21 protein-coding genes are annotated in these 24347 nt (G+C 67.2%); 17 read left to right on the forward strand and 4 right to left on the reverse strand.

The genetic code is table 11. The features are described 5' to 3' along the window. The first annotated feature begins 61 nt into the window (after positions 1 to 61). The 3 genes from hrcA to ABFX18_RS06710 are packed head-to-tail and all read left to right on the forward strand — an operon-like array spanning position 62 to position 3035. Complete coding sequence (gene hrcA, locus ABFX18_RS06700) at positions 62 to 1099, forward strand: heat-inducible transcriptional repressor HrcA (protein WP_090148521.1); 1038 nt, start codon at positions 62 to 64, stop codon at positions 1097 to 1099. Positions 1100 to 1152: 53 nt separating this feature from the next. Next, positions 1153 to 2256, forward strand: a complete 1104-nt coding sequence (dnaJ, locus tag ABFX18_RS06705) for a molecular chaperone DnaJ (protein WP_090148524.1) — start codon at positions 1153 to 1155, stop codon at positions 2254 to 2256. Between the two features lie 2 nt (positions 2257 to 2258). After that, entirely contained in the window at positions 2259 to 3035 is a 777-nt protein-coding gene (locus ABFX18_RS06710; protein ID WP_346057815.1) for a 16S rRNA (uracil(1498)-N(3))-methyltransferase, read from the forward strand. A gap of 16 nt (positions 3036 to 3051) precedes the next feature. On the opposite strand, the gene ABFX18_RS06715 is transcribed toward ABFX18_RS06710, so the two are convergent. After that, the gene (locus ABFX18_RS06715) at positions 3052 to 4431 is read right to left on the reverse strand and encodes a cation:dicarboxylate symporter family transporter (RefSeq protein ID WP_346057816.1); all 1380 of its coding nucleotides are present in this window, start codon (positions 4429 to 4431) and stop codon (positions 3052 to 3054) included. A gap of 183 nt (positions 4432 to 4614) precedes the next feature. Between ABFX18_RS06715 and ABFX18_RS06720 the strand changes: the two genes are divergently transcribed. The 7 genes from ABFX18_RS06720 to era are packed head-to-tail and all read left to right on the forward strand — an operon-like array spanning position 4615 to position 10792. Further along, a complete protein-coding gene (locus tag ABFX18_RS06720; protein WP_346057817.1) occupies positions 4615 to 5973 on the forward strand; it encodes a sensor histidine kinase in 1359 nt (452 codons plus the stop codon). Next, positions 5970 to 6692: a response regulator gene (locus ABFX18_RS06725; protein WP_346057818.1), complete on the forward strand. Its 723-nt coding sequence runs from the start codon at positions 5970 to 5972 to the stop codon at positions 6690 to 6692. Before ABFX18_RS06720 ends, ABFX18_RS06725 begins: the two co-directional genes overlap by 4 nt. Positions 6693 to 6723: 31 nt before the next feature. Further along, positions 6724 to 7074, forward strand: coding sequence for an HIT domain-containing protein (locus tag ABFX18_RS06730; protein WP_090148539.1), 351 nt, complete (start codon positions 6724 to 6726; stop codon positions 7072 to 7074). Next, positions 7064 to 8110 (forward strand): PhoH family protein, encoded by a 1047-nt coding sequence (locus tag ABFX18_RS06735; protein WP_428833637.1) that lies wholly within the window; start codon positions 7064 to 7066, stop codon positions 8108 to 8110. Before ABFX18_RS06730 ends, ABFX18_RS06735 begins: the two co-directional genes overlap by 11 nt. After that, entirely contained in the window at positions 8107 to 8568 is a 462-nt protein-coding gene (gene ybeY, locus ABFX18_RS06740) for an rRNA maturation RNase YbeY (protein ID WP_090148542.1), read from the forward strand. Before ABFX18_RS06735 ends, ybeY begins: the two co-directional genes overlap by 4 nt. Beyond that, entirely contained in the window at positions 8565 to 9854 is a 1290-nt protein-coding gene (locus ABFX18_RS06745; RefSeq protein WP_090148544.1) for a hemolysin family protein, read from the forward strand. The genes ybeY and ABFX18_RS06745 overlap by 4 nt, the downstream gene beginning before the upstream one ends. Continuing rightward, positions 9851 to 10792: a GTPase Era gene (era, locus tag ABFX18_RS06750; RefSeq protein ID WP_346057819.1), complete on the forward strand. Its 942-nt coding sequence runs from the start codon at positions 9851 to 9853 to the stop codon at positions 10790 to 10792. Before ABFX18_RS06745 ends, era begins: the two co-directional genes overlap by 4 nt. 49 nt (positions 10793 to 10841) lie before the next feature. Here the strand turns inward: era and ABFX18_RS06755 are convergent, their stop codons facing one another. Continuing rightward, a complete protein-coding gene (locus tag ABFX18_RS06755) occupies positions 10842 to 12662 on the reverse strand; it encodes a DUF2207 domain-containing protein (RefSeq protein WP_346057820.1) in 1821 nt (606 codons plus the stop codon). 206 nt (positions 12663 to 12868) lie between these two features. Here ABFX18_RS06755 and leuA point away from each other — a divergent pair, with 206 nt between their 5' ends. The 7 genes from leuA to ABFX18_RS06790 all read left to right on the forward strand — a co-directional run bounded on the left by leuA (position 12869) and on the right by ABFX18_RS06790 (position 22311). Further along, positions 12869 to 14638 (forward strand): 2-isopropylmalate synthase, encoded by a 1770-nt coding sequence (gene leuA / locus ABFX18_RS06760; protein ID WP_346058013.1) that lies wholly within the window; start codon positions 12869 to 12871, stop codon positions 14636 to 14638. Positions 14639 to 14814: 176 nt separating this feature from the next. Next, positions 14815 to 15447, forward strand: a complete 633-nt coding sequence (ruvA, locus tag ABFX18_RS06765; protein ID WP_336661654.1) for a Holliday junction branch migration protein RuvA — start codon at positions 14815 to 14817, stop codon at positions 15445 to 15447. After that, positions 15444 to 16448 carry a Holliday junction branch migration DNA helicase RuvB gene (gene ruvB / locus ABFX18_RS06770; protein ID WP_200329134.1) on the forward strand — a complete coding sequence of 335 codons (1005 nt, stop codon included), beginning with the start codon at positions 15444 to 15446 and terminating at the stop codon, positions 16446 to 16448. Before ruvA ends, ruvB begins: the two co-directional genes overlap by 4 nt. 113 nt (positions 16449 to 16561) lie before the next feature. Next, positions 16562 to 17008, forward strand: a complete 447-nt coding sequence (gene yajC / locus ABFX18_RS06775; protein WP_249290704.1) for a preprotein translocase subunit YajC — start codon at positions 16562 to 16564, stop codon at positions 17006 to 17008. Positions 17009 to 17068: 60 nt separating this feature from the next. Continuing rightward, positions 17069 to 18856 (forward strand): protein translocase subunit SecD, encoded by a 1788-nt coding sequence (secD, locus tag ABFX18_RS06780; protein WP_090148563.1) that lies wholly within the window; start codon positions 17069 to 17071, stop codon positions 18854 to 18856. A gap of 2 nt (positions 18857 to 18858) precedes the next feature. Next, a complete protein-coding gene (gene secF, locus ABFX18_RS06785; RefSeq protein WP_090148566.1) occupies positions 18859 to 19905 on the forward strand; it encodes a protein translocase subunit SecF in 1047 nt (348 codons plus the stop codon). Positions 19906 to 20064: 159 nt separating this feature from the next. Then, the gene (locus ABFX18_RS06790) at positions 20065 to 22311 is read left to right on the forward strand and encodes a RelA/SpoT family protein (protein WP_090148569.1); all 2247 of its coding nucleotides are present in this window, start codon (positions 20065 to 20067) and stop codon (positions 22309 to 22311) included. Here ABFX18_RS06790 and ABFX18_RS06795 read toward each other — a convergent pair. Further along, a complete protein-coding gene (locus tag ABFX18_RS06795) occupies positions 22308 to 22877 on the reverse strand; it encodes a hypothetical protein (protein WP_346057821.1) in 570 nt (189 codons plus the stop codon). The genes ABFX18_RS06790 and ABFX18_RS06795 overlap by 4 nt on opposite strands. A gap of 213 nt (positions 22878 to 23090) precedes the next feature. Beyond that, a complete protein-coding gene (locus ABFX18_RS06800; protein WP_428833638.1) occupies positions 23091 to 24338 on the reverse strand; it encodes a DUF349 domain-containing protein in 1248 nt (415 codons plus the stop codon). Positions 24339 to 24347: the final 9 nt, after the last annotated feature.

Raw genomic sequence — 24347 nt, forward strand, 5'->3', positions numbered from 1 at the left:
CCACCGTGCCTGCGCTAGACTTGGCACTCGGAACAAGTGAGTGCCAGGGTCAGGAGGGGCGATGGTTTCGGAGCGCAGCCTCGCGGTATTGCACGCGATCGTGGGCGATTACGTGTCGTCGAACGAGCCCGTCGGGTCGAAGGCGATCGTCGATCGCCACAGCTTCGGCGTCTCCGCAGCGACCATTCGCAATGACATGGCCCTGCTCGAGGAAGACGAGCTCATTGCGCAGCCGCACACGTCCTCGGGCCGCGTGCCGACGGACAAGGGGTACCGGCTCTACGTCGACACGCTCGCACGCATTCGTCCGTTGAGTTCGGCGCAGCGATCCGCGATCGAGCGCTTCCTCGGCGAGTCGTCGGACCTCGACGACGTCATGGCGCGCACGGTGCGCATGCTCTCCCAGCTCACCAACCAGGTCGCGGTCGCGCAGTACCCGTCGCTGCGCCGCACGGTCGTGCGTCACATCGACCTCGTCGCGATCGGCGAGGATCGGGTGCTCAGCGTCCTGATTCTCGGCAGCGGAGTGGTGGAGCAGCAGGTGGCCCTCCTTCCAGCCTCGCGCGTCACGGAGGCGTGGGTGCACGGCCTCCGGCAGCGCATCGCCGATGCGGCGGTGGGCAGCGACGTCGAGACGGCTGCGGGTGCGGTGACGCGTCTCGTGGAGGATCTGCCGCTCTGGTCGCAACCAGACGAGTCCGATCTCGTGCGCCGCGTGCTCGCGGTGGTGTCGGGGCAATTGCAGGCCAACCGCAATGACCGCATCGCCGTTGCTGGCGCCGCGAACCTCTCCCGACCGGATGGCGAGTTCGCCGGATCGCTGCCCGTCGTGCTCGAAGCCATTGAGGAGCAGGTCACCCTGCTTCGACTTCTCGGCGAGCTGGTGCACGACGACCGCGATGTCTCGGCGTCGATCGGTCGTGAGAACGAGGCCTACGGGCTCTCAGAGACCTCGATCATCGCGTCGAAGTACGAGGACGGCATCGCGATCTCGAAACTCGGCGTATTGGGGCCGCTGCGTATGGACTACGCCGGCAACATCGCCACAGTGCGCGCGATCGCGCGCTACCTCAACCGATTCTTGGGGGAGGAGCGGTAGCCGCCGCTCCTCCTGCCCACCCGACGACACCCCTACCTGAGGAGCGATATAGCGTGGCCGATCATTACGAGACCCTCGGCGTCTCCCGCGAAGCGAGCGCCGAAGAGATCAAGAAGGCCTATCGGCGGCTGGCACGCCAGTTGCACCCGGACGTGAACCCGAGCGAGGACGCGGCCGAGCAGTTCAAGAGCGTGACGCATGCGTACGACGTGCTGAGCGACCCCGAGCAGCGGCAGCACTACGACATGGGCGGCTCGCAGGGGGGCGCCGCCGGGTTCGGCGACATCTTCGAGACCTTCTTCGGCGGCGCCGGATTCGGCGGTGCGGGTCAGCGCGGTCCGCGTTCGCGCTCGGAGCGCGGGGACGACGCGATGATCCGGGTCGACGTCTCGCTCGAAGACGTCATCTTCGGCACGCAGCGCGAGATCACCGTGAACACGGCGGTGCTCTGCGAAGTCTGCCAGGGCAGTTGCTGCCAGCCGGGCACGCATCCCGTCACCTGCGACGTCTGCGGTGGCCAGGGGCAGGTGCAGCGCCAGGTACGGTCGCTCTTCGGCAATGTGGTCACCATGCACCCGTGCGGCAGCTGCCAGGGGTACGGCACCATCATCGAGCATCCCTGCGTGCAGTGCGCGGGCAAGGGGCGCGTGCGCGAGCGCCGCACCTTCCCCATCGAGGTTCCCTCCGGCATCGACACCGGCACGCGCCTGCAGATGCGCGGCGGCGGCGAGGTGGGCCCCGGCGGCGGGCCGAACGGCGACCTGTTCATCGAGTTCCGCGTGATGCATCACGACATCTTCAGCCGTGACGGCAATGACCTGCTGTGCACGATGCAGCTCTCCATGACCGATGCGATTCTCGGCGCCGATGCGAAGCTCGCGGGCCTCGACGGCGAGGTCGAGGTCGAGGTCGAGCCGGGGGTGCAATCCGGAGACATGCTCACGGTTCGCGGTCGCGGGATCCAGGGACTGCGCAGCACGACGCGCGGTGATCTGAAGATCGCCGTGCAGGTCGCCACGCCGACGAAGCTCTCGAATCGGGAGAAGGATCTGGTGCGGCAGCTCGCCTCGCTGCGCAAGGACGATGCTCCGCACCTCGGCGAATTCCATCAGGGCTTCTTCGGCAAGATTCGCGACCGCTTCTTCCGTCAGGGCTGAGCGTGGCCAACCTCTACTACCGCGAAGACCTCGACGCTTCCGACATCGTTCCGGGGTCGCTCGTCGAGGTGAGCGGTGATGAGGGACGTCACGCCGTACGCGTGAGCCGCCTGCGCGTCGGCGAGCGGACGGCGATCGGCGACGGTGCCGGCGCACTGGGGGACGGCGCGGTCGAGTCGGTCGCGAAGGATCGCTTCACCGTGCGCATCGATCGCGTCATTCCGTCAGCGCCGCCCGCCGGTCCGCGTCTGGTGCTCGTGCAGGCGCTCGCGAAGGGCGACCGAGACGAGCGAGCCGTGGAGCAGGCGACCGAGTTCGGCGTCGATGCCATCGTGCCGTGGCAGGCCGCGCGTTCCGTCTCCCGCTGGGATGGCTCCGGTGCCCAGGAGAGGATCGCGAAGGGGCTCGCGAAGTGGAGGCGCGTCGCGCGAGAGGCGTCGAAGCAATCGATGCGCGCGCGCATTCCCGAAGTGCGCGTGCCGGTTTCGCTCGACGGATTGCGCGAGATCGCGAGCCGCGAGCAGGAGACGGTCGTCGTGCTGCACCCGCGCGGCACCTCTCGGGTCTCGACGTGGGCGCGGTCCGCAGCCGAATCCGCGCACCCGGCTGATGAGCTGCTGCTCGTCGTCGGACCGGAGGGCGGGTTCGCCGGCGACGAGCTCGACGGGTTGGAGGAAGCCGGAGCATCGATTCTGCTCCTCGGCGACACGGTGCTCCGGACCTCCTCCGCCGGTCCCGCTGCGCTCGCGGTGCTGAATGCGGCGTTCCAGCGCTGGTGAGCCGGGCCGCCGCTGATCAGCGCCGCCGGAAGCGAGGATCCGCCTCGACGCGTGCGTGGGAATCCGAGTCGCCGTGATTGTCGCCGGTGAGGGTCGTCTCATCGAATGGCGCCTCCCCGCGGAGCACTCGATGCACGCGCTGCATATCGACCTGCTTCGTCCATGATCCGAGGAGCAGCGTCGCAACAGCGTTGCCGGTGAAGTTGGTGAGCGCCCGCCCTTCCGACATGAAGCGGTCGATGCCGACGATCACGCCGACCCCGTCGACGAGCTCAGGCCGGTACGCCTGCAATCCGCCCGCGAGTGTCGCGAGTCCCGCGCCCGTCACACCGGCGGCTCCCTTCGAAGCGATGATCATGAAGACGAGCAGCCCGATCTGCTCGCTGAGGCTCATGGGGTCTCCCATTCCGGCGGCGATGAAGAGCGAGGCCATGGTCAGGTAGATCGCGGTGCCGTCGAGGTTGAACGAGTACCCCGTGGGGACCGTGATGCCGACGACGGGTTTCGAGACTCCGAGGTGTTCCATCTTCGCGATCAACCGCGGCAGGGCCGATTCGGATGACGACGTGCCCACGATCAGCAGGTACTCGCGTCCGAGGTACTTCATGACTGCGAAGATGTTGACGCGCGTGACCGCATAGAGCAGGGTGCCGAGCACTCCGACGATGAAGACGATGCAGGTGATGTAGAAGCCGAGCATGAGCACTCCGAGGCTCCAGATCGCTGCGATCCCGGTCTTCCCGACGACAGCCGCGATGGCCCCGAATGCTCCGAGCGGGGCGAGCCAGAGGATCATGCTGAGAATGCGGAAGACCAGCGTCTGCAGGTGCTTGATGGCGTCCATGACGGGCGTCGCGCGTTCGCCGAGGCCCTGGAGCGCGAAGCCCGCGAGGAGAGCGATGAAGAGGACCTGGAGCACGCTCTCGCCCGTGAACGCGGAGAAGAACGTCGTCGGGATGATGCCGAGCACGAAATCCTGCGTGCTGCTGCTTTCGCCCGTGACCGTGTACTCCGCTCCCTGCATGTCGAGGCCCGTTCCCGGGTGGAGCAGGTTGCCGACGACCAGGCCGATCGCCAGAGCGAATGTGGACATGGTCATGAAGTAGGCGAGGGCGAGCCCGCCGATCTTTCCGACCGTCGCGGCCGTGGCGATGGAGCCGACGCCGATGACGATGGTGCAGAAGATGATCGGCGCGATCATCATCTTGATGAGTCCGACGAATGCCTTGCCGAGTGGTTCGAGACCGACGGCGAAATCGGGCGCCACGAGCCCGATCACGGCTCCGAGCACGACCGCGATGACCACGGCGACGTAGAGCCAAGTGTGTTTGTCCCACCCCCTCCGGCGGGGTTTGCGCGGTGCCGATCGGGATCCGGTGAGTGCTGTCGCGGCCATGCTGCTCCTTCTGAGAACGCCGTTGTCCATGTCGATCGCATCCGGCGTGCCGCTCCGGCAGCACCGCGATGCGCTGATCACGCTAAGCCGCTCGCGCGGTGCCCGGGCGTTTCGGGCTTATCGGACCCGCAATCCAGCGGCAGCGCGTGCCCGGCCCGACGTGACCGTGCGATAATGTGACCTATGAGTCACGGCCGACCATCGAGCGCGACCTCGCGCGTCTTCGTCATCCTGCTCGGCGGAGCGCTCACCGTGAGCGTCATCGTCACCGCAGTCCTCATGTGGGATAGCCGGCGGGCCGAGTACCGACGCACTGAGCGCGCCACCCAGGCTCTGGCAGTCGCAATCGCCGCGGCGCCCGAAACTGCTGAGGCGCTGGCGGGGCCGATCGAATCAGAACGAGTGACAGCCCTGCAGCAGCGGATGTCGGAGCTCCGACGGGACGTCGGAGTGAGCTACGTCACGGTGATGGATGCCAGGGGAAGACGGTTCACGCACCCCGATCCGGAAGAGATCGGGAAACGGTACCGCGGTACCATACCGGACAGGCCGGAGCGCTTCACCGAGCGCTGGACGGGGACGCTTGGCCCGTCGATCCGCACGATCGCTCCGGTCGCCGGGCCATCCGGGTCGACGATCGGATGGGTATCGGTCGGAATCACCGTGACCTCGGTCGCTCAGGAGATCTCGCGCGAGATTCCCCTCGCCCTTGCCGTGAGCGGAGCCTTCGCCGTGACCGGCGGCGTCGCAGCATTCGGAGCCGGAAGAATCACACGCCGCATCACCGGCGACCTGTCGGCCGAAGCGGTTCGCGACGCGATCATCTCTCACGATTCGCTGCGGACGCTCAGCGAGTCGCTCAGGGCGCAGACCCACGAGCACGCGAACCGCCTGCACGCCGCGATCGCCCTGCTCGAACTGGGGCGGAAGGACGAGGCCGTCGAGATGCTCGCGGCGACGGCGCATCGCAGCCAGGAACTGGCCGACCTCGTGGCGGCGCCTGACGCGCTCGAACCGGCCGTCAGCGCACTGATCGTCGGCAAAACGGCGCAGGCCGCCGAGCGGGGCGTCTCCATCGCCGTCGATATCGACCCGGAGCTCCCGGATCTTCCGATCGAGGCGATGGAACTCGTATCCGTCATCGGCAACCTGCTGGACAATGCGATCGACGCGGCCGCGACGAGCAGCACTCGCTCCCGAGAGGTCGCGCTGCGGATGCGCGCGGGCGCTCCTGGCGAGGGAGTGATCGACGTCTCGGATTCGGGTGATGGCTTCTCCGGTGAAGCTCGAAGCGGCATGTTCGAGTGGGGCGTCTCGACGAAGCGGTCATCGACCGACCGCGAGGTGGAGGGGAGGGGCGTCGGACTCGCGCTCGTCGCTCGCATCGTGCATGAATGCGGTGGCACCATCATCGCCCGTGAATCTCCGACGACGTTCACCGTGCGGTTGCCGGCAGTGCGCACGGAGCGCTCGCCCCGACGCGCGGCATCGACCGCAGCGCCCGCGACGCCCCCGGGTTCCCCTCCGGAAGCACACCCATGACGAGCAGCGTGCGCGACGGGTGCGAGCCGATTCGCGTCATCACCGTCGACGACGATCCGCTCGCACTCGAACTCCATCGTGCGCATTTGGCGCGAGCGGGCGGGTTCGAAGTCGTCGCACAGTGCTCCGGTGCGCGCGCTGCCGTCGTCGCTCTCACACGTTCGACAAATCGCGCGGATCTCGCACTGCTCGATGTCACGATGCCCGATGGCACCGGTCTCGATGTACTCCGCCACGTCCGTGCGCGAGGCGTGCGAACGGACGTCATCGCGGTGAGCGGGGTGCGCGACGTCGATGTGGTGCGGGAGATGGTGGCGCTGGGCGCCGTGCAGTATCTGATCAAGCCCTACACCTACCCGCTCTTCAAAGCCAGGATCGAGGCGTTCCGCGAGTATCACCGTCGGTCTCTGGCCGCGGGTCGCACGGCGACGCAGCACGACGTCGACAGGATGTTCGCCTCATTGCGCACGGCCCAGACCACGCCGTTGCCGAAAGGGCTCGCGACGCACACCCTGGAGCAGGTCTCTTCCGCGCTTCGAGCCTGCGGGACCTGCACCGCCCACGAGATCTCACGGCGGCTCGGGATCTCGCGAGAAGTCAGCCGACGGTATCTGGAGTACCTCGCGGAGATCCGCCGAGCCGAGCGGCGCGCCCGGTACGGCGCTCGCGGCCGCCCGCAAACCGAGTACCTCTGGAACGCCGAGATCGAGCGGCACTGACCCAGCGGCCGCCAGCGTCTACACTGGAACCATGGCAGCAGACACCGTGTTCGCGAAGATCGTTTCCGGCGAGATCCCCGTCGAGATCCTCGCGGAAACCGATCGGGTGCTCGCGTTCCCCGATATCAGCCCGCAGGCACCGGTGCACATCCTCGTGATTCCGAAATCGACGGCGTACGCGAACGTCGCCGAACTGGCCGCCGCCGAGCCGGAGACGCTGGCCGAGATGGTCGCTGTCGCCCGGAGTCTGGCGGAGGAGCACGCCAACGGCGAGTACCGCCTGATCTTCAACAGCGGGGCGACCGCCGGCCAGACGGTGTTCCACGTGCACGCCCACCTGCTGGCAGGCAACCTCGAGGAGCGATCGCTCGGTGCCTCCTGAACTTCCGATTGATGCCGAGTCCGCCACGGGGTCGAGTGACAGCGCACGCACGGGCGATCCCGAGCTCCAGCGGACGGTGATGCTCGCGGGGGTCGATCTCGCCTCGTTCCTCGGGCACCGGGATCAGCTGATCGCCGACCTCGAGGCGCAGCACCCGGAAGTGACGTTCCATGCGCGAGATCAGGTGCTGACCCTGCGCGGCCCGGCCGGCGCGGTGCGCTCGGCTGAAGAGGTGGTCGAAGAGATTCTCGAACTCGCGAGGCGCAGCGGTGCGGTCACGCGACGCGATGTGCAGGAAGTGACACGAATGGTGCATGACGGACAGGGGCCGACGGCGGCGCAGATGCTGAGCGAGCCGATCGTCAGCGTGCGAGGGCATGCGGTTCGGGCGCAGACCCGTGGCCAGCGAGCGTACGTCGACGCGATCGACTCGCACACGATCGTGTTCGGCGTCGGGCCGGCCGGAACGGGGAAGACGTACCTCGCGATGGCGAAGGCCGTGCAGGCGCTGCAGCGACGCGAAGTGGCCAAGATCATCCTGACCCGCCCCGCCGTCGAGGCCGGCGAGCGACTCGGATACCTGCCCGGAACGCTCGAAGACAAGATCGACCCGTACCTTCGGCCGCTCTTCGACGCGATCGGATCCATGATGGACGCCGACGTCGTGCCGAAGCTGCTCGCGAGCGGAACGATCGAGGTCGCGCCCCTCGCCTACATGCGCGGCCGTACGCTCAACGAATCGTTCGTGGTGCTCGACGAGGCGCAGAACACCACGCCCGAGCAGATGAAGATGTTTCTGACGCGACTGGGCTACGGTTCCAAGATGGTCGTGACCGGGGATGTCACGCAAGTCGACCTGCCGATCGCCACCAGCGGTCTGCGCGCCGTCAAGCGCATCCTCGGCGACGTGGAAGACATTCACTTCGCCGAGCTCGGCTCCGACGACATCGTCCGGCACAACCTGGTGAGTCGCATCGTCGACGCCTACAGCGCGTTCGACCAGTCCGCGCAGCGGCAGAAGGGAGACGCCTCGTGAGCGTCGAGATCAACAACGAGTCGGGTATCGAGGTCGAGGTCGGCCGCGTGCAGCGACTCGCGGCGTTCGTGCTGGAGTCGCTCTACGTGCACCCCGACACTGAAGTGGGCGTGATGTTCGTGGACGAGGCGTCCATCGAGCGGTTGCACGTGCAGTGGATGGACGAACCCGGCCCGACCGACGTGCTGAGCTTTCCGATGGATGAGCTGCGGCCCGGCCGGGTCGATGCGCAGACGCCGGCCGGCCTCCTCGGCGACATCGTCATCTGCCCGCAGGTGGCGGAGGTGCAGGCGGAGGCAGCTGGGCATGATCTGCAGCAGGAGATCTCCGTGCTGCTCACGCACGGCATGCTGCATGTGCTCGGGTACGACCACGGAACGCCGGAGGAGGAAGCCGAGATGTTCGGTCTCCAGCGCGATCTGCTGCTCTCCTTCGCCATGCGCGAGCGCTCTCGATGAGCCTGCCCCTGGCACTGCTCTTTCTCGCGGCAGCTGTCGTGCTGCTCTCCGTCGGCGGGCTGCTCGCTGCCACCGACGCCGCGCTCGGTGTGCGCTCGCGGGCCGAACTGATGGCATTGGCCGACGAGTCTCCGCGCTCGGGGGCGGCGATCCGGGCCATCGCCGAGGATGAGGGCCGTCACGCCAACGCGCTCGGGTTCACCCGCGTCTTCGCGGAGACGCTGTCCGCCGTGCTCATCACCCTCGTGCTCGCATACTCGCTCGAAACGCTCTGGCTCGAACTCGTCATCGCCACCCTCGTGATGACGGCGGTGACGTTCGTGCTCGTCGGGTCGAGCCCGCGCACGGTCGGCTCGCATCACGCCGATGCCGTCATCCGCTTCGCCGCGCCCCTCTTGCGCGGACTCCGCCTGCTGCTCGGCCCGCTGGCATCGGGGCTCATGCGATTCGGCGATCGTGTGACACCGGGCCGCGGTGCGAACCGCCGTATCCGAGACGAACAGCAGCTGCTCTCGATGGTCGATCAGGCCGCGGAGCAAGCGGTGCTCGAGAGCGACGATCGCGACTACATCCACTCCCTCGTCGAATTCGGCGAGACCCTGGTGCGCGAGATCATGGTTCCGCGCATCGACATGATCACGGTCGACGCTGATCAGAGTGTCCGCGAAGCGCTGGAGCAGTTGCTCGCCTCGCGGCACTCCCGGGTGCCCGTGGTCGACGGCGACGTCGACGACGTCGTCGGCATCGCCTATTTGCGCGACGCGAGCGGCTTCGTCCTGCGCCGACCGGAGGAATCCGAGCAGGCGCCGATCACGCGGATCGCGAAGCCGGCGATCTTCGTGCCGGAGGTCCAGCGAGCCGACGATCTCCTGCGTCAGATGCAGCGGGAGTCCAATCATCTCGCGCTGGTGGTGGACGAGTACGGCGGAATCTCAGGTCTCGTCACCCTCGAGGATCTCATCGAGGAGCTGCTCGGCGACATCTCGGACGAGCACGATCGCGATGTACCGGAGATGACGATGCGTGCAGACGGGTCGTTCGTCGTCGGGGCGCGCCTATCGGTCGGGGAACTCGGCGAATTGTTCGGCCTGGAACTGGAAGACGAGGACGTCGACACCGTCGGCGGTCTTGTGGCCAAGACCCTCGGACGTCTGCCAGAGCCGGGGGACGCCGTCGTCGTGGCGGGTATTGAATTGACCGCGATCGACACAGAGCGCCGTCGGCAGCGACTGCTCACGGTCGAGGCGCGTTGGATCGGGGAAACCGAAGGAGAGGACGGCGCATGAGCCAGCAGGAGCACATCGACGGCGGTACCGAGCAGGGCGATGCGCAGGAGAGCGGGTACCGCGCGGGGTTCGTCTCGTTCGTCGGGAGACCCAACGTCGGCAAGTCGACGCTGACGAACGCCCTCGTCGGTGAGAAGATCGCGATCACAAGCCCGAAACCGCAGACGACGCGTCGCGCCATACGTGGCATCGCCCACCGCGAGGATGGGCAGCTGATCATCGTCGATACTCCAGGGCTGCACCGGCCGCGCACCCTCCTCGGCGAGCGTCTCAACGCTCTGGTCGAGGCGACCCTCGGTGACGTCGATGTGATCGGGTTCTGCGTCCCGGCGAATGAGAAACTGGGGCCGGGAGATCGCTTCATCGATGCGCGACTGAACGATTTCCCCCGCGCCAAGAAGGTGGCCGTGCTGACGAAGGTCGACGAAGCGTCGAGCAGCGAGATCATCGATCAGTTGACGCGACTCGGAGAGCTGCGCGAATGGGATGCGGTCGTGCCGATCTCGTCGGTGACGCGCGAGCAGCTGGACGTCCTCGCAGACGTGCTGCTCGGATTGATGCCGATCTCGCCTCCGCTCTACGAGGCCGAGCAGACGACCGATGAAGGCGAAGACGACCGGATCGCGGAACTCATCCGCGAGGCGGCGCTCGAAGGGGTTCGCGACGAGCTCCCGCACTCGCTGGCGGCCACCGTCGAGGACCGCGAAGAGCGGGAAGACGGCCTGCTCGAGATCTACGCGAATCTGTACGTCGAGCGCGATAGCCAGAAGGGCATCATCATCGGCCACCGCGGCTCGCGCCTGCGCGACGTGGGGAAGCGGGCCCGACACGAGATCGAAGCGCTGCTCGGTCGTCGCATCTACCTCTCACTGCGAGTGAAGGTGCTCAAGGAATGGCAGCGGGATCCGAAAGCGCTGGGCAAACTCGGCTTCAACTGATCCGCTCGGGCTGGCAGGCGACCGATCCGAAAGGCTGCCAGCCCGTCCGTTACCTGCCGCCGGAGAATCCGCCACCGCCACCGCCGCCGGCGAATCCACCACCGGTCGACCCGCCCGAACTGCTCGACGTGTAGCTGACCGATGAACTCAACGAGTTCGTGAACTGCGAGATCGTGCTGCTGAACGACGAGACGCCGGCGAGTCCGATCCCGGGGTACCAGAGCGGCACGTATCCGCTGCGCTCCTCGTACGCGACCTGGAGCACGCGAGTCCATTCCTTCTCGAGGCCGAAGATCATCGCGTACGGCAGAAGCCGTTCGTAGAGGTGCACGACATCGACGGAGCCGTCGGCCTGACGCTCGGCGCCGCTGTGCGACTGCAGCACGCGCAGCCGATCGGCCTCGGCGACCCTGATGAACTCCCGGACTCCCAGCAGGTACTCGCGCGTCTCGGCGCCGAGCGGCGTGTACACGCGCTGCTTGACGATCGACGCCAGCGCCGTGATGAGCGCCACGACGCCCATCAGGATGAAGACCGCGGGGAGCGCGTTCCCGCGCAACGCGAAGGCCGCGACCGTGAACCCGCCGAGCACGAGTACGAGCGCGACGGCCATCCAGCCCCATCGGCGGGCGGCGCGGCTGTGCACCTTCTCGAAGTACCCGCGATCCTCCGCTGCCTTGCGCCCCTCGGTCTGCAACTCCTGCATGCGCTTGCCGAATTTCTCGTCGCTCTTCGGCAGCGGAAACGCGGCCCCGGGCGTCGGCTCGGGGAACAGCGCGTGCAGAGCGCGTGCATCGAGCGGATCCGCCGTGCGGGCCGGATCGACGAGACGCAGCACCGGCTGCGCATCTTTCGGTCCGAACAGCCCTTGCTCCGGCTCCCCGTCCTCGATGCGCAGGGCGCCGCGCACCGCGAGATGCACGAGCTGGGCAGGCGCCGAGGGCGTCGTGACTCCCGCGGTCGGGCCGGCCAGGAGCGGCGGGAGCGCGTCGGGCACGTCGTATTGCGCCACCACCGTGCCTCGCCCCGACTTTCGCCGACTGCGCATGCGGATCGCCGAACCGGCGGCGACGCCTGCCGCAGCGAGGGCGCCGCCTCCGATGAGGAGGGGAAGCGTGTCGAGCGCGAAGTTCGGCAAACGGCTCGACGGCTGCACGACCGCGCCCGATTCGAGTCCGATGGCGACGGTCACGCCCTCGCGGGCGCCGAGTTCGACTCCGCTGACCGAGTACTCCGAACCGCTCGCTGCGCGGCTGATCTCGCACTCGTCGGTCGACCCCGGCGCGCCAACATAGCAGCGGGCGTTGCCGTCGACGCGATCCGCGAGGCCGGGACCGAACCCGACCGTCGCGCTGAAGCTGCCGATCGGCTGCTCGTGCTCGAAGTCGACGAGGTCCCAGTTGAATTCGTCTGCGGCGCCGTCCTCTCGGGCGAGCACGACGTCTCTGAGCGTGTACGAGATCACATACGTCTGCTCGCCTCGGACGAACCGGTCGTCGCCGGTGAGCACCGCCACGAAGCCGTCGTCCTCTTCGATCTCGAAGGGCACCGGCGCACCCGACGCGTCGGTGACCGAGAAATCGGACGGGTCGGTCGGGCTGCCCTCGTAATCCTCGGGCAGCCCTCGCACGATCCCTCGATTCTGGTCGAAGTCGGGGAACTCCGCCACGAGCGTCTCGGTCACCTCCGCGACCGCGCGGCCCTCGGAGTCCGTGTCGATCTCGTAGGCGACGTCCCAACTGCGATACGAGAAGTCGGAGACGTCTGCGGCCGCGGGAGTCGCAGCATGAGGGAGTGCCCATGCTGCAGCCGCCGCCAGGATCGCGAGGGTGCCGATGACGCGACGGGAGGTGCGAGTGCCTGAGGTCATGAGCATCAGGCTAGGGCACGCCAGTGCGCCGCGCACAGCGCCGCACGAACCGGCGCGGCAGCTGCTAGAGTGAGCGGCATGCTGTTCGGCTCGCTTCTCCTTAGCTGCCGCGACGAGTCCTCGACTTCGAACTAATCAGTCTCTGGCCTCCCTCGTCGCGGTGTTCGTGTTTGGCTGAGCAAGACCACGACGAGAAAGACGAGTCCATGCAGAACCTGCAGCAGCCCTCCGGGATGCCGACCCACCGGTACCGCCCGTTCCACGAGATCATCTCTGTCGATCTCCCCGATCGCACGTGGCCGTCGAAGCGCATCACGGAGGCGCCGCGCTGGTGCGCCGTCGACCTGCGCGACGGCAACCAGGCCCTGATCGATCCGATGAGCCCCGAGCGCAAGCGCATCATGTTCGATCTGCTCGTCAAGATGGGGTACAAGGAGATCGAGGTCGGCTTCCCGTCGGCGAGCCAGACCGACTTCGACTTCGTGCGGCACCTCATCGAAGACGACGCGATTCCGGGCGATGTCACCATCCAGGTGCTGACCCAGGCGCGCGAGCACCTCATCACGCGGACGTACGAGTCGCTCATCGGCGCCAAACGCGCCATCGTGCACCTCTACAACTCCACGAGCATCCTGCAGCGCGACGTCGTGTTCCGGTCCGATCGTGCAGGCATCAAGCAGATCGCCGTCGACGGTGCGAAGCTCTGCCGGTCGAGCGAGCACATCTGCGCCGACACCGAGGTCTTTTACGAGTACTCGCCGGAGTCGTACACGGGTACCGAGCTCGAGTACGCCGTCGAGGTCTGCAACGAGGTCCTCGAGGTGCTCGAGCCGACACCGGAGCGCAAGGTCATCATCAATCTCCCCGCCACCGTGGAGATGGCGACACCGAACGTGTACGCCGATTCGATCGAGTGGATGAGCCGCCACCTCGCGCATCGCGAGAACGTCATTCTCTCGCTGCACCCGCACAACGACCGCGGCACCGCGGTCGCAGCAGCCGAGCTCGGCTACCAGGCGGGCGCCGATCGCATCGAGGGGTGCCTCTTCGGCAATGGCGAGCGCACCGGCAACGTCGACCTCGTCGCGCTCGGCATCAACCTGTTCACGCAGGGCATCGATCCGCAGATCGACTTCTCGCGCCTCGACGAAGTGCGTCGCACCGCCGAGTACTGCAACCAGTTGCGGGTGCCGGAGCGCAGTCCGTGGGCCGGAGACCTGGTGTACACCGCATTCTCCGGATCGCATCAGGACGCGATCAAGAAGGGCTTCGAGCGGATGGCGCAGGACGCCGAGGCGGCCGGCACGAGCGTCGACGAGATCGAGTGGGCCGTGCCCTACTTGCCCGTCGACCCGAAGGACCTCGGGCGGTCGTACGAAGCCGTGATCCGGGTGAACTCGCAGTCGGGCAAGGGAGGCGTCGCCTATCTGCTCAAGACGGACCACCATCTCGACCTGCCGCGGCGACTGCAGATCGAGTTCAGCTCGGTCGTGCAGAGCGTGACCGATTCGGCCGGCGGCGAGATGTCGAGCGACGAGATCTGGCGCATCTTCCAGGACGAGTATCTGCCGGCGCAGGTCGAGGATGCCGAGACGTGGGGGCGGTACAAGCTGTTCCGCACATCGGCGACGAGCGCCGGCGACGGCGTCACCGAACTCGTCGTGGACTCCCGCGTCGGCTCAGAGGATCAGCGACTCACCGCGCGCGGCAACGGACCGGTCGACGCGTTCCTCAACGCGCTGAACGAGGCCGGGCACTCCGTGACGCTCTTCGACTACGTCGAGCATGCCATGAGCTCTGGCGGCGACGCCGTCGCGGCGTCCTACGTCGATCTCGAGGTCGACGGGCAGCGCCTGTGGGGCGTCGGCATCGACGCGGATACGAGCCGAGCGACGCTGGAGGCGATCGTGAGCGCGGTCAACCGCGCGGTTCGCAACCGGGCCCGCGAAGGCGTGGCCGCGTCGGCCACCGCCTGACGCACTGCCGGTCGCTGCCGACCGCTGCGAGCGGGGTCACTCTTCGTGCGTGTTGCAGGTGAGACACGCACGAAGAGCGACCCCGCTCGCACGGCGCGGAGGGCAGTTTCGTAGATATGTTCGAATCATCGGTGTGGCGGGTCCCGCGACTGGCGCCCGTCTTCTAGGGTGATCATGTGATTGCTTCGATTCGCGGGCCCGTGCTCGCTGCGGGTGCCGGCTGGGTCGTCGTGGAGCTCGGAGGGCTCGGCATGCGCGTCGAAGTGCCGAGCGGCCGGGCCGCCGCGGCTCTGCCCGGAGACGAATTGCGCCTGCAGACCTCGCTCATCGTGCGCGAGGACTCGCTGACGCTGTTCGGATTCGCCACCGAGGCGGAACTCGACGTGTTCGGGCATCTCATCGCCGTCTCGGGCGTTGGCCCTCGCAGCGCGCTCGGTGTGCTCTCGGCCCTCACTCCGGCTGAGATCGCGGCGGCCGTGGCCGCTGACGACGAGAAGCCGTTTCGCAAGGTGTCGGGCATCGGCCCGAAGACGGCGAAACTCATCACGCTCTCACTCTCGGGCAAGCTCTCGCACCTCGCTTTCGAATCCGGCCCGGCCGCTGCCGGCATCGTCTCGCCCTCTGATGCCATCGCAGACGGCGTGCGCGCTGGACTCGTCGGCCTCGGGTGGGGGGAGGCGGAGGCCGGCCAGGCCGTGCAAGACGCACGAGATGCCGGTGCGTCGGATGACAGTGCAGGCCTGCTCAGGGCGGCACTGGCGCTCCTGCAGGCGGGTCGCAGCGGACGAGGATCGCGGGGCGTTCGGTGACCGGAGAGCTCTCCGCGCAGGCCACGGCGGCCGAACAGGGATACGAAGGCGCGCTCCGACCGACGAGCCTGGCCGAGTTCGTCGGTCAGTCGAAGGTGCGGCGTCAGCTCGGGCTGCTGCTCGATGCGGCGACCATGCGACGGCACACGCCCGACCACATCCTGCTCGCCGGCCCCCCGGGTCTCGGCAAGACCACACTGTCCATGATCGTCGCCACGGAGCTCGAGAAGCCGCTGCATCAGACGTCGGGGCCGGCGATTCAGCATGCTGGCGATCTCGCGGCAGTGCTCTCGGCGTTGACGCCGGGGGAGGTGCTCTTCATCGACGAGATCCATCGGATGGCTCGCAGCGCCGAGGAGATGCTCTACCTCGCGATGGAGGACTTCAAGGTCGACATCATGGTCGGCAAGGGGGCCGGTGCGACGTCGGTGCCGCTGGAACTCTCTCCGTTCACGCTCGTGGGGGCCACGACGCGAGCCGGTCTGCTCCCGAACCCGCTCCGCGACCGATTCGGATTCACCGCGCACCTCGAGTTCTACTCGGATGATGAGCTCGCGAAGGTGGTGGGCCGCGCCTCGAAGCTCATCGAATTCGCGCTCTCGGAGAGCGGCGTCGATGAAATCGCGCGTCGGTCGCGGGGCACCCCGCGCATCGCGAATCGGCTCCTGCGGCGTGTGCGCGACTACGGCCTCGTGCACGACCTGCCCGGGGACACCTCGACCGTGCAGGCGGCGCTCGCCCTGTACGACGTCGACGATCACGGGCTGGACCGCCTGGATCGCGAAGTGCTCAGCGCCGTAGTCGAGCGATTCAACGGCGGCCCCGTCGGGCTCTCGACGCTCGCAGTCTCCGTCGGCGAGGAGGCCGAGACCATCGAGGCGGTCGTGGAGCCGTTCCTCGTGCGCACCGGTCTGCTCTCCCGCACTCCCCGCGGGCGGGTGGCCACTCGAGCGGGGTGGGAGCACCTGGGCAAGGTGCCTCCCGGGCTCCCCGCAGAATAACGTGGGGTGTTCTCAGCGGCGACCCGGTAAACTGATCGAATCTGTGCCTCAGGAGAGGCACGAATTCGCCTGTTGAAAGGACCCTTGTGCCTCTGGACCCGATCACAATTGTGATGTTCGCGCTGATCGCGCTCTTGATCTTCTTCATGTTCCGGAACGGCAAGAAGCGCCAGGCCGCCCAGCTCGAGCTGCAGAACAGCGTTCGCCCCGGTGCGGAGGTCATGCTGCAGTCCGGCATCTTCGGCACGATCGATTCGATCGACGAAGAGGACAACAAGGTCACGCTGCGCAGCGGCACCTCGACGTTCGTCGTCCACCGCAACGCGGTATCGCAGGTCGTCACGCCGGTCGACGCGCCCGTCGAGGCGGAATCCTCCGCGCTCGCGCCCGATGACGACCCCGCATTCGGGGAGCGCTTCAGCTCGACCGACGCGGCTCCGGTCGCCGACCCGTTCGCCCCCGGCGACGTCGCACCGGCGCCCGAAGCCGATCCCCGTCGCGAAGGCGACAATGACACCGACGTCGATGGACAGGGAAACGGCTCGGCCCCGAAGGCCTGAACCGATGGCCGCGGCGTCGCCGCGGCCATCCCCTTCCACGTTTAGAGAAAGCAGTCTGTCTTGGCGTCTTCACCCGCCGTCCGGAGGGCACGTCGTTCCCTCATCCTCCTTCTTGTCTTCATCGTCGGTCTCGCTGGGTTGATCGCGTACGGCGTGTTCAACAGCAACGCGACGTGGACGCCGAAGCTCGCGCTCGATCTGCAGGGCGGCACGCAGGTACTGCTCGCAGCTGAGCAGACCGGTGGCGAAGCGGTGGCCGGCGACCAGCTGCAGCAGGCGGTGTCGATCATCCGGCAGCGCGTCGACGCGGCAGGCGTCTCCGAGGCGGAGATCACGACGCAGGGGAGCCAGAACATCTCGGTCTCGATCCCGGGCAAGGCCGACGAGGCGACGCTGCAGCGCATCGAAGCGTCTGCGAACCTGGATTTCCGACCCGTGCTCACCTACGGCATCGGCGCGAATGTCGATGAAGCGACGGCGGAGCCAGGCGCGGAGGGCGGCGAGACCGCTGAAGACGCGGGTTCCGAGGACGCTGCGTCGGAGGACGCCGCCTCGCAGGACGCTGCGGCCGATGACGAGGCGCCGTACGACGAGAGCCTCGACCCCGAGTCGATTCCGGAGAGCGCGGGCGACGTCGCCTGGATCACGCCGGCACTGCAGGAGAAGTTCGACGCGTTCACCTGCTCCTCGGATGCCGCGCTCGACGCGGGCAACGCCCCGGAGGATCGCCCCCTGATCACGTGCGACGACTCGGGAGCCGCCAAGTACATCCTCGGACCCGTGGAGCTCGACGGCTCCGTGATCACCGACGCGGTCGCTCAGGTCGGCACGACATCGACGGGCGCATCGACCGGCGAGTGGGTGGTCCAGATCACGATGAACAAGAAGGGCACCGAGGCCTTCGGCAAGATCAGCACCCGTCTGTTCGGCGCGCCCGAGCCGCAGAATCAGTTCGCCTTCGTGCTCGACGGCCGAGTGCTCTCCGCCCCGACGATGCAGGCGCAGATCCTCGACGGCCGCCCCTCGATCAGCGGGCAGTTCACGCAGGAATCCGCGAGCGCGCTGGCCGACCAGCTGAAGTTCGGCGCACTGCCGATCGACTTCACCGTGCAGAGCCAGGAAGACATCTCGGCGACCCTCGGCACGAGTCAGCTCTCCGCGGGTCTGCTCGCGGGACTGATCGGGCTGCTGCTGGTCGTCGTCTACTCGGCGTTCCAATACCGGGCGCTCGGTTCGCTCACGATCGCCTCGCTCGTCGTAGCCGGCGTCCTGACGTATCTGCTCCTGACGTTCTTCTCCTGGCGTCAGGGATACCGCTTGTCGCTCGCGGGCGTCGCGGGCATCATCGTCGCCGTCGGATTCACAGCGGACTCCTTCATCGTGTACTTCGAACGCATCCGAGATGCGCTGCGCGATGGGTTCTCGATCGAGAGCGCGGTCGAGCACGGGTGGAAGAAGGCGTTCCGCACCGTCCTCGCCTCAGACGGCGTGAACTTCCTCGCCGCAGTCATCCTCTTCATTCTTGCCGTGGGCAACGTGAAGGGCTTCGCGTTCACGCTCGGCCTGACCACACTCGTCGACGTCATCGTCATCGCATTCTTCACGCACCCCGTGATGACGCTGCTCGCGAGGACCCGCTTCTACCAGGGCGGGCATCCCTTCTCCGGTCTCGATCCGCAGAAGCTCGGCGCCGTGTACCGAGGTCGCCTGCAGTTCCGTGAGCCCGAGGTCTCGACTCGAGGCGCCGGGAAGAAGAACTCCCGCAGCCAGGCCGAGGCCGCACGACGACAGACCATCGCCGAACGCAAAGCCCTCATGGCCGACGCTTCAGCCGGAAAGGAGAGCTGACCATGGCTCGCTCATTCGCCGAGTTCGGCAACGCGCTCTACACCGGTGAGAAGTCGATCGACTTCGTCGGACGCCGCAAGACGTGGTACGTCATCTCGATCGTGCTGATCATCATCTCGATTGCGGGCCCGTTGCTGCGCGGCGGGTTCACGTTCGGCATCGAGTTCACCGGAGGCAGTCAGTTCCAGGTGCACCTCTCGGAGGAGCAGGATCGCGACCCCGCAATCGCCGAGGCCGCCGTGCAGGAGGTGCTGCCGACGAGCGTGCCCCGTGTGTCGCAGGTGGGACCCACCGACATCCGGGTGCAGACGGAGGCCCTCTCCGACGGCGAGGACCGGGCCGTGGCTGAGGCCATCGCCGGGAGCTACGACGTGCCGGTCGAGGAGGTGACGACTTCGTACATCGGTCCTGCATGGGGGCAAGACATCACGCGTCAAGCGGTGATCGCGCTGCTGGTCTTCATCGTCTTCGCGGCGCTGGTGATGGCGATCTACTTCAGAACCTGGAAGATGTCGCTGGCCGCGATCATCGCGCTGCTGCACGACCTGGTGATCACCGCGGGCATCTACGGCATCTCCGGGTTCGAGATCACGCCGGCGGCGATGATCGGCTTCCTCACGATTCTCGGGTACTCCCTCTACGACACCGTCGTGGTGTTCGACAAGATTCGTGAGAATACGGCGCCGGGCGAGCTGAATGATCGGCGGACGTTCGCCGAGTCGGTGAATCTCGGCATCAATCAGACGCTCGTGCGCTCGATCAACACGTCGGTCGTCGCGCTGCTCCCGGTGGCGTCGATCCTCTTCATCGGCGCCTTCGTGCTCGGCGCTGGAACGCTGCGAGACATCTCGTTGGCGCTCTTCATCGGTATTTTCGTCGGTGCGTACTCGACGATCTTCATCGCATCGCCGGCCTATGCCCATCTTCGCGAGAGCGAGCCGGGCATCAAGAAGCGGGACGCCAAGGTGCTGCGCGTGCGCGAGCGCGACGGCGCACCGTCCGAGGCCGAGGCGGCCGTCGACGAGGCGGATGCCGCTTCCACGCGTTAGATTTCCGGAGCGCGAGAGATGAGGCCGGGGACCTTCGAGGAGACGCATTGCGTCCGCTTCGAGGGGCTCCGGCCTTCGTCGTACTCGAGGGCCGTTCCACTCGCTTTGCTCTGCGCCTCGCGCCGGGTGTAGCGTTCAACCATTCGAGTGAGGTGATCCGTGGCAACGCAAGATACGACGACGAGCGGCACGACAGCGCTTCGGCGCCTCGTGCCGAGAATTTTCTCCCGCGGGAGCGCCCCGGGCGCAGTCGATCAACTGATTCGCACGGTGCGCGGCAACCATCCGCGCGCCGACCTCACGGTCATCGAGCGCGCCTACGCCGTGGCCGAGCGCGCGCACCGCGGGCAGAAGCGGCGGAGCGGCGAGCCGTACATCACCCACCCCATCGCGGTGGCGCAGATTCTCGCTGATCTCGGTATCGCACCCAATGTGATCGCGGCAGCGCTGCTCCACGACACGGTCGAGGACACGGAGTACACGCTCGACCAGCTCACCGAGGAATTCGGCGACGAGATCGCCATGCTCGTCGACGGCGTCACGAAGCTCGACAAGGTCAAGTACGGCGACTCGGCGCAGGCGGAGACCGTGCGAAAGATGGTCGTGGCGATGTCGAAAGACATCAGGGTGCTCGTCATCAAACTCGCAGACCGTCTGCACAACGCACGTACCTGGGGCTTCGTCTCGGGCGACTCCGCGAAGCGCAAGGCGCAGGAGACGATCGAGATCTACGCGCCGCTCGCGCATCGACTCGGCATCCAGTCGATGAAGACCGAGCTCGAAGACCTGTCCTTCGCAGTCCTCAAACCCAAGCTGTACGCCGAGATCCAGAACCTCGTCGAGCAGCGGAACCCGCAGCGTGACGAGCTCGTCGGCATGGTGATCGGTTCGATCGAGGGTGACCTTCGCGAGTCCAAGATTCGGGGCGAGGTGACGGGGCGGCCGAAGGAGCTGTACTCGATCTATCAGAAGATGATCGTGCGCGGGCGCGAGTTCGACGACATCTACGACCTCGTCGGGATCCGCGTCCTCGTGAACTCGATCCGAGACTGCTATGCGGTGCTGGGCGCCGTGCACGCACGGTGGACGCCGATTCCGGGTCGCTTCAAGGATTACATCGCGACGCCGAAGTTCAACCTGTACCAATCGCTCCACACGACGGTGATCGGCCCGGATGGCCGTGCAGTGGAGATCCAGATTCGCACGGTCGAAATGCACCAGCGTGCAGAGTACGGCGTCGCCGCGCACTGGAAGTACAAGCAGCGGCAGCAGAATCAGAGCCAGTCGTCGAACGACATGGCCTGGCTGGCGCACATCTCCGATTGGCAGGCCGAGACGGAGGATCCGAGCGAGTTCCTCGACGCGCTGCGCTACGAGATCGGCGCGAAAGAGGTCTACGTCTTCACGCCGAAGGGTCGGGTGATCGGTCTCCCCGAAGGCGGAACGACGGTCGATTTCGCTTACGCCGTGCACACCGAAGTGGGTCACCGCACCATGGGAGCGCGTGTCAACGGCCGGCTGGTGCCGCTCGAGACCGCTCTGCAGAACGGCGACGTGGTCGAGGTGTTCACCTCGAAGGATCCGAACGCCGGGCCCAATCAGGACTGGCTCAGCTTCGTGCAGAGCAAGCGTGCGCAGAACAAGATCCGGCAGTGGTTCACCAAGGAGCGCCGCGAGGAAGCCGCCGAGACCGGCAAGGTCGAGATCACGAAGGCGCTGCGCAAGCAGGGCCTGCCGCTGCACCGGGTGATGAACTCATCGGCGCTGCAGCAGATCGCTCTGCAGCTGCGCTACCTCGACGTGACAGCGCTCTACGCCGCGGTCGGCGAGGGGCACGTATCGGCGCAGTCGGTCGTGGAGAAGGTGACGGCGCTCGTATTCGACGAGCAGACGTCCACCGAACCGGCGCTCGCCACGCTCCCGATCATCGAGGCGCCGCGCGCTCCGAAGACCACGGACTCGAGCGGCGTCGTGGTCGCCGGCGCATCGGACGTGCTTGCGAAGCTCGCGAAGTGCTGCACCCCCGTTCCGGGCGACGAGATCCTCGGATACGTGACCAAGGGGCAGGGCGTCTCGGTGCACCGCGTCGATTGCCATAACTTCATCACGCTCCGGGAGCAGGAGGATCGCGTGGTCGGCGTGCAGTGGGCGCCGACGTCGAAGAGCGTGTTCCTCGTGCAGATCCAGGTGGAGGCGCTCGACCGCTCCGGATTGCTCTCGGACCTGACGCGGACCCTGTCCGAGCACCACGTCAACATCCTCTCCGCGTCGGTGAACACGTCGAGCTCGCGACTGGCGATCAGCAAGTTCGTCTTCGAGATGGCGAACGCGACGCATCTCGACCATGTGCTGAACGCCGTGCGGCGCATCGACGGCGTCTACGACGTGTACCGCATCACGAACTAGTGCGATCCAGGTGCGCGCGCCGGTGCGCTTCCGCCGATGTCGCAGCCGGTGAGTTCGTGCAGCCGCGCGGTGGCGATGCGCCGATATCGCCTGCCGCCCGCGTCGAGGGCTGCTCGCACGGCAGGGGTGCCGCCCGGATGCTGGAGGAGGAGGAGCCGACACGCGACGCGTTCGGCGTGAGTGAGCGAGGTGGGCGATCGCAGGAGATCGCACAGAGTCCGCGTCCGTGTCGTCACGAGCCCGTCGCCGATGCGGATGAAATCGTCGGGTGTGAGCGAGTGCTCGTGCACGGCGATGCCGGGCGCGGGGTTCGCGGGCGGACGTCTGCGCCCGATCGTCGAGCATCTCAACGGACTTCCCGGGTGTCGCGCCGTACCCCAGACCCACGCAGCGGTGAGCCCGATCGCGACGTACTTCTCTCCCAGCCAGGGCGCGAGCGCGGCGAGTCGCACCCGCGGAGTCTCCGGCCAGGCGACGGGCCGGAGCCCCGGGCCGCAGGGCACGAGGGAGCCACGAAGCCGCTCCGCGGAACGAATCGCCTGCGCCCACTCGTGCGTGCGAGGCACGGCGAGTCGTGGACGGCGCCCAGCGGGCGCCGTCCACGAGAGGGAGACCGGCGGTTCGTGTGGCGAAGCTGCCGCATCGGGCGAACAGTGCTCACACGCGTGAGGGCGCGTCATGCCTCCATCGTGGCGGACCGCTGCTCGATGCGCCCCGGGCGCTGCTCGATCTGTGGATAACTCGCCCGACCCGGTCCGTGAAGACGGGCTGACCGAAGTTCAGTCGCCGATCGCTGCGAGCCACGACTGCTGCGTCGCGAGCTTCTCCTCAGCATCCTTCACCTGACGCGCGTCGCCCGCTGCTCGTGCAGCCTCGAGCTCCGCCGAGAGTTCAGCGATCGAGGCCTCGAGCTGACCGCGCAGGCCCTCGCTGCGAGCCTTCGTCTCCGGGTTCGTCTTGCTCCAGTGCTCGTCCTCGAGATGCTTGACGTGATCCTCGATCTTGCGGAGACGTCCTTCGATGTCGCGAAGCGCCTCACGCGGAACGCGCCCGAGTTCGTCCCAGCGCAGCTGGATCGCCGTCAGCTGCTTGCGCGCTGCAGCGTGGTCCTGCACATCGAGAATGGGTGCGGCCTCCTCGAGCAGAGCCTGCTTCGCCGTCAGGTTCTCGGCGTACTCCTCATTCGTCTGGGCGGCTTCCGCTGCCTTGGCCTCGTACAGCAGGTCGCCGGCGGCCTTGAATCGCGCCCACAGCTGATCGTCGAGCTTGCGACTCGCGCGACCGGCAGCTTTCCAGTCGTCGAGTAGAGCGCGGTAGGCGGGGATTCCCTCGACCCCGCGAGGTGCGAGGGCTTCGGCAGCTGCGATGATGCGCTCTTTGCGCTGCTTGACGTCCTTGTTCGTGGCGTCCATCTGCGCGAAGTGCGCCCGGCGCGCCGAATCGAAGGTCTGACGAGCGGAGCGGAATCGCTTCCACAGCGCGTCGGCCTGCGACTTCGGAATCTGCGGACCGCTTCGCTGGGCCGTCTGCCAGTCGGTGAAGAGCTGCTCGAACGCCTGGCTCGTATCCTTCCAGCGGATCGAGGCTTCCGGCTGGGCCGCGAGTCGCTCGGCCTCCACCGCGATGGCTTCGCGCTGCGCGAACGCCTCAGCCCGGGCCGCTTCGCGCTCCGCGTTCTGCTTCTCGCTGAGTTCCGCCGTCTTCGATCCGAGTTTCTCCACTCGCTCGCGGAGCGCCGCGATGTTGCCCACCGCTGCAGGCTCGACGAGCTGCTCGCGGAGCTTGGCGACCGTGTCGGCGGCTGAGGCGTCGGCAGTTCCACGTGCGATGCGTGCTTCGAGGAGCGTGACCTGACCGGCGAGATCCGCGAACTTGCGCGTGAAGTACGCGAGCGCCTCTTCGGGGGTGCCGTCGGGGAAGGACCCGACGACGCGCTCCGCATCGCCGTCGCGCACGTAGACGGTGCGGTCCTCGTCGACTCGTCCCCAGGACGTTTCGTTGCTCGCTTCGCTCACGATTGTGCTCACCTGTCGTGT

The organism is Leucobacter alluvii (assembly GCF_039530485.1).
In the GTDB taxonomy this organism is placed as follows: domain Bacteria; phylum Actinomycetota; class Actinomycetes; order Actinomycetales; family Microbacteriaceae; genus Leucobacter; species Leucobacter alluvii.

What these genes read in the sequence shown, in the direction of transcription:
- hrcA (WP_090148521.1), top strand. Translation starts at nt 62, where the DNA reads ATGGTTTCGGAGCGCAGCCTCGCGGTATTGCACGCGATCGTGGGCGAT.
- ABFX18_RS06715 (WP_346057816.1), bottom strand. Translation starts at nt 4,431, where the DNA reads ATGGCCGCGACAGCACTCACCGGATCCCGATCGGCACCGCGCAAACCC.
- ABFX18_RS06720 (WP_346057817.1), top strand. Translation starts at nt 4,615, where the DNA reads ATGAGTCACGGCCGACCATCGAGCGCGACCTCGCGCGTCTTCGTCATC.
- ABFX18_RS06725 (WP_346057818.1), top strand. Translation starts at nt 5,970, where the DNA reads ATGACGAGCAGCGTGCGCGACGGGTGCGAGCCGATTCGCGTCATCACC.
- ABFX18_RS06730 (WP_090148539.1), top strand. Translation starts at nt 6,724, where the DNA reads ATGGCAGCAGACACCGTGTTCGCGAAGATCGTTTCCGGCGAGATCCCC.
- ABFX18_RS06745 (WP_090148544.1), top strand. Translation starts at nt 8,565, where the DNA reads ATGAGCCTGCCCCTGGCACTGCTCTTTCTCGCGGCAGCTGTCGTGCTG.
- era (WP_346057819.1), top strand. Translation starts at nt 9,851, where the DNA reads ATGAGCCAGCAGGAGCACATCGACGGCGGTACCGAGCAGGGCGATGCG.
- ABFX18_RS06755 (WP_346057820.1), bottom strand. Translation starts at nt 12,662, where the DNA reads ATGACCTCAGGCACTCGCACCTCCCGTCGCGTCATCGGCACCCTCGCG.
- leuA (WP_346058013.1), top strand. Translation starts at nt 12,869, where the DNA reads ATGCAGAACCTGCAGCAGCCCTCCGGGATGCCGACCCACCGGTACCGC.
- yajC (WP_249290704.1), top strand. Translation starts at nt 16,562, where the DNA reads ATGTTCGCGCTGATCGCGCTCTTGATCTTCTTCATGTTCCGGAACGGC.
- secF (WP_090148566.1), top strand. Translation starts at nt 18,859, where the DNA reads ATGGCTCGCTCATTCGCCGAGTTCGGCAACGCGCTCTACACCGGTGAG.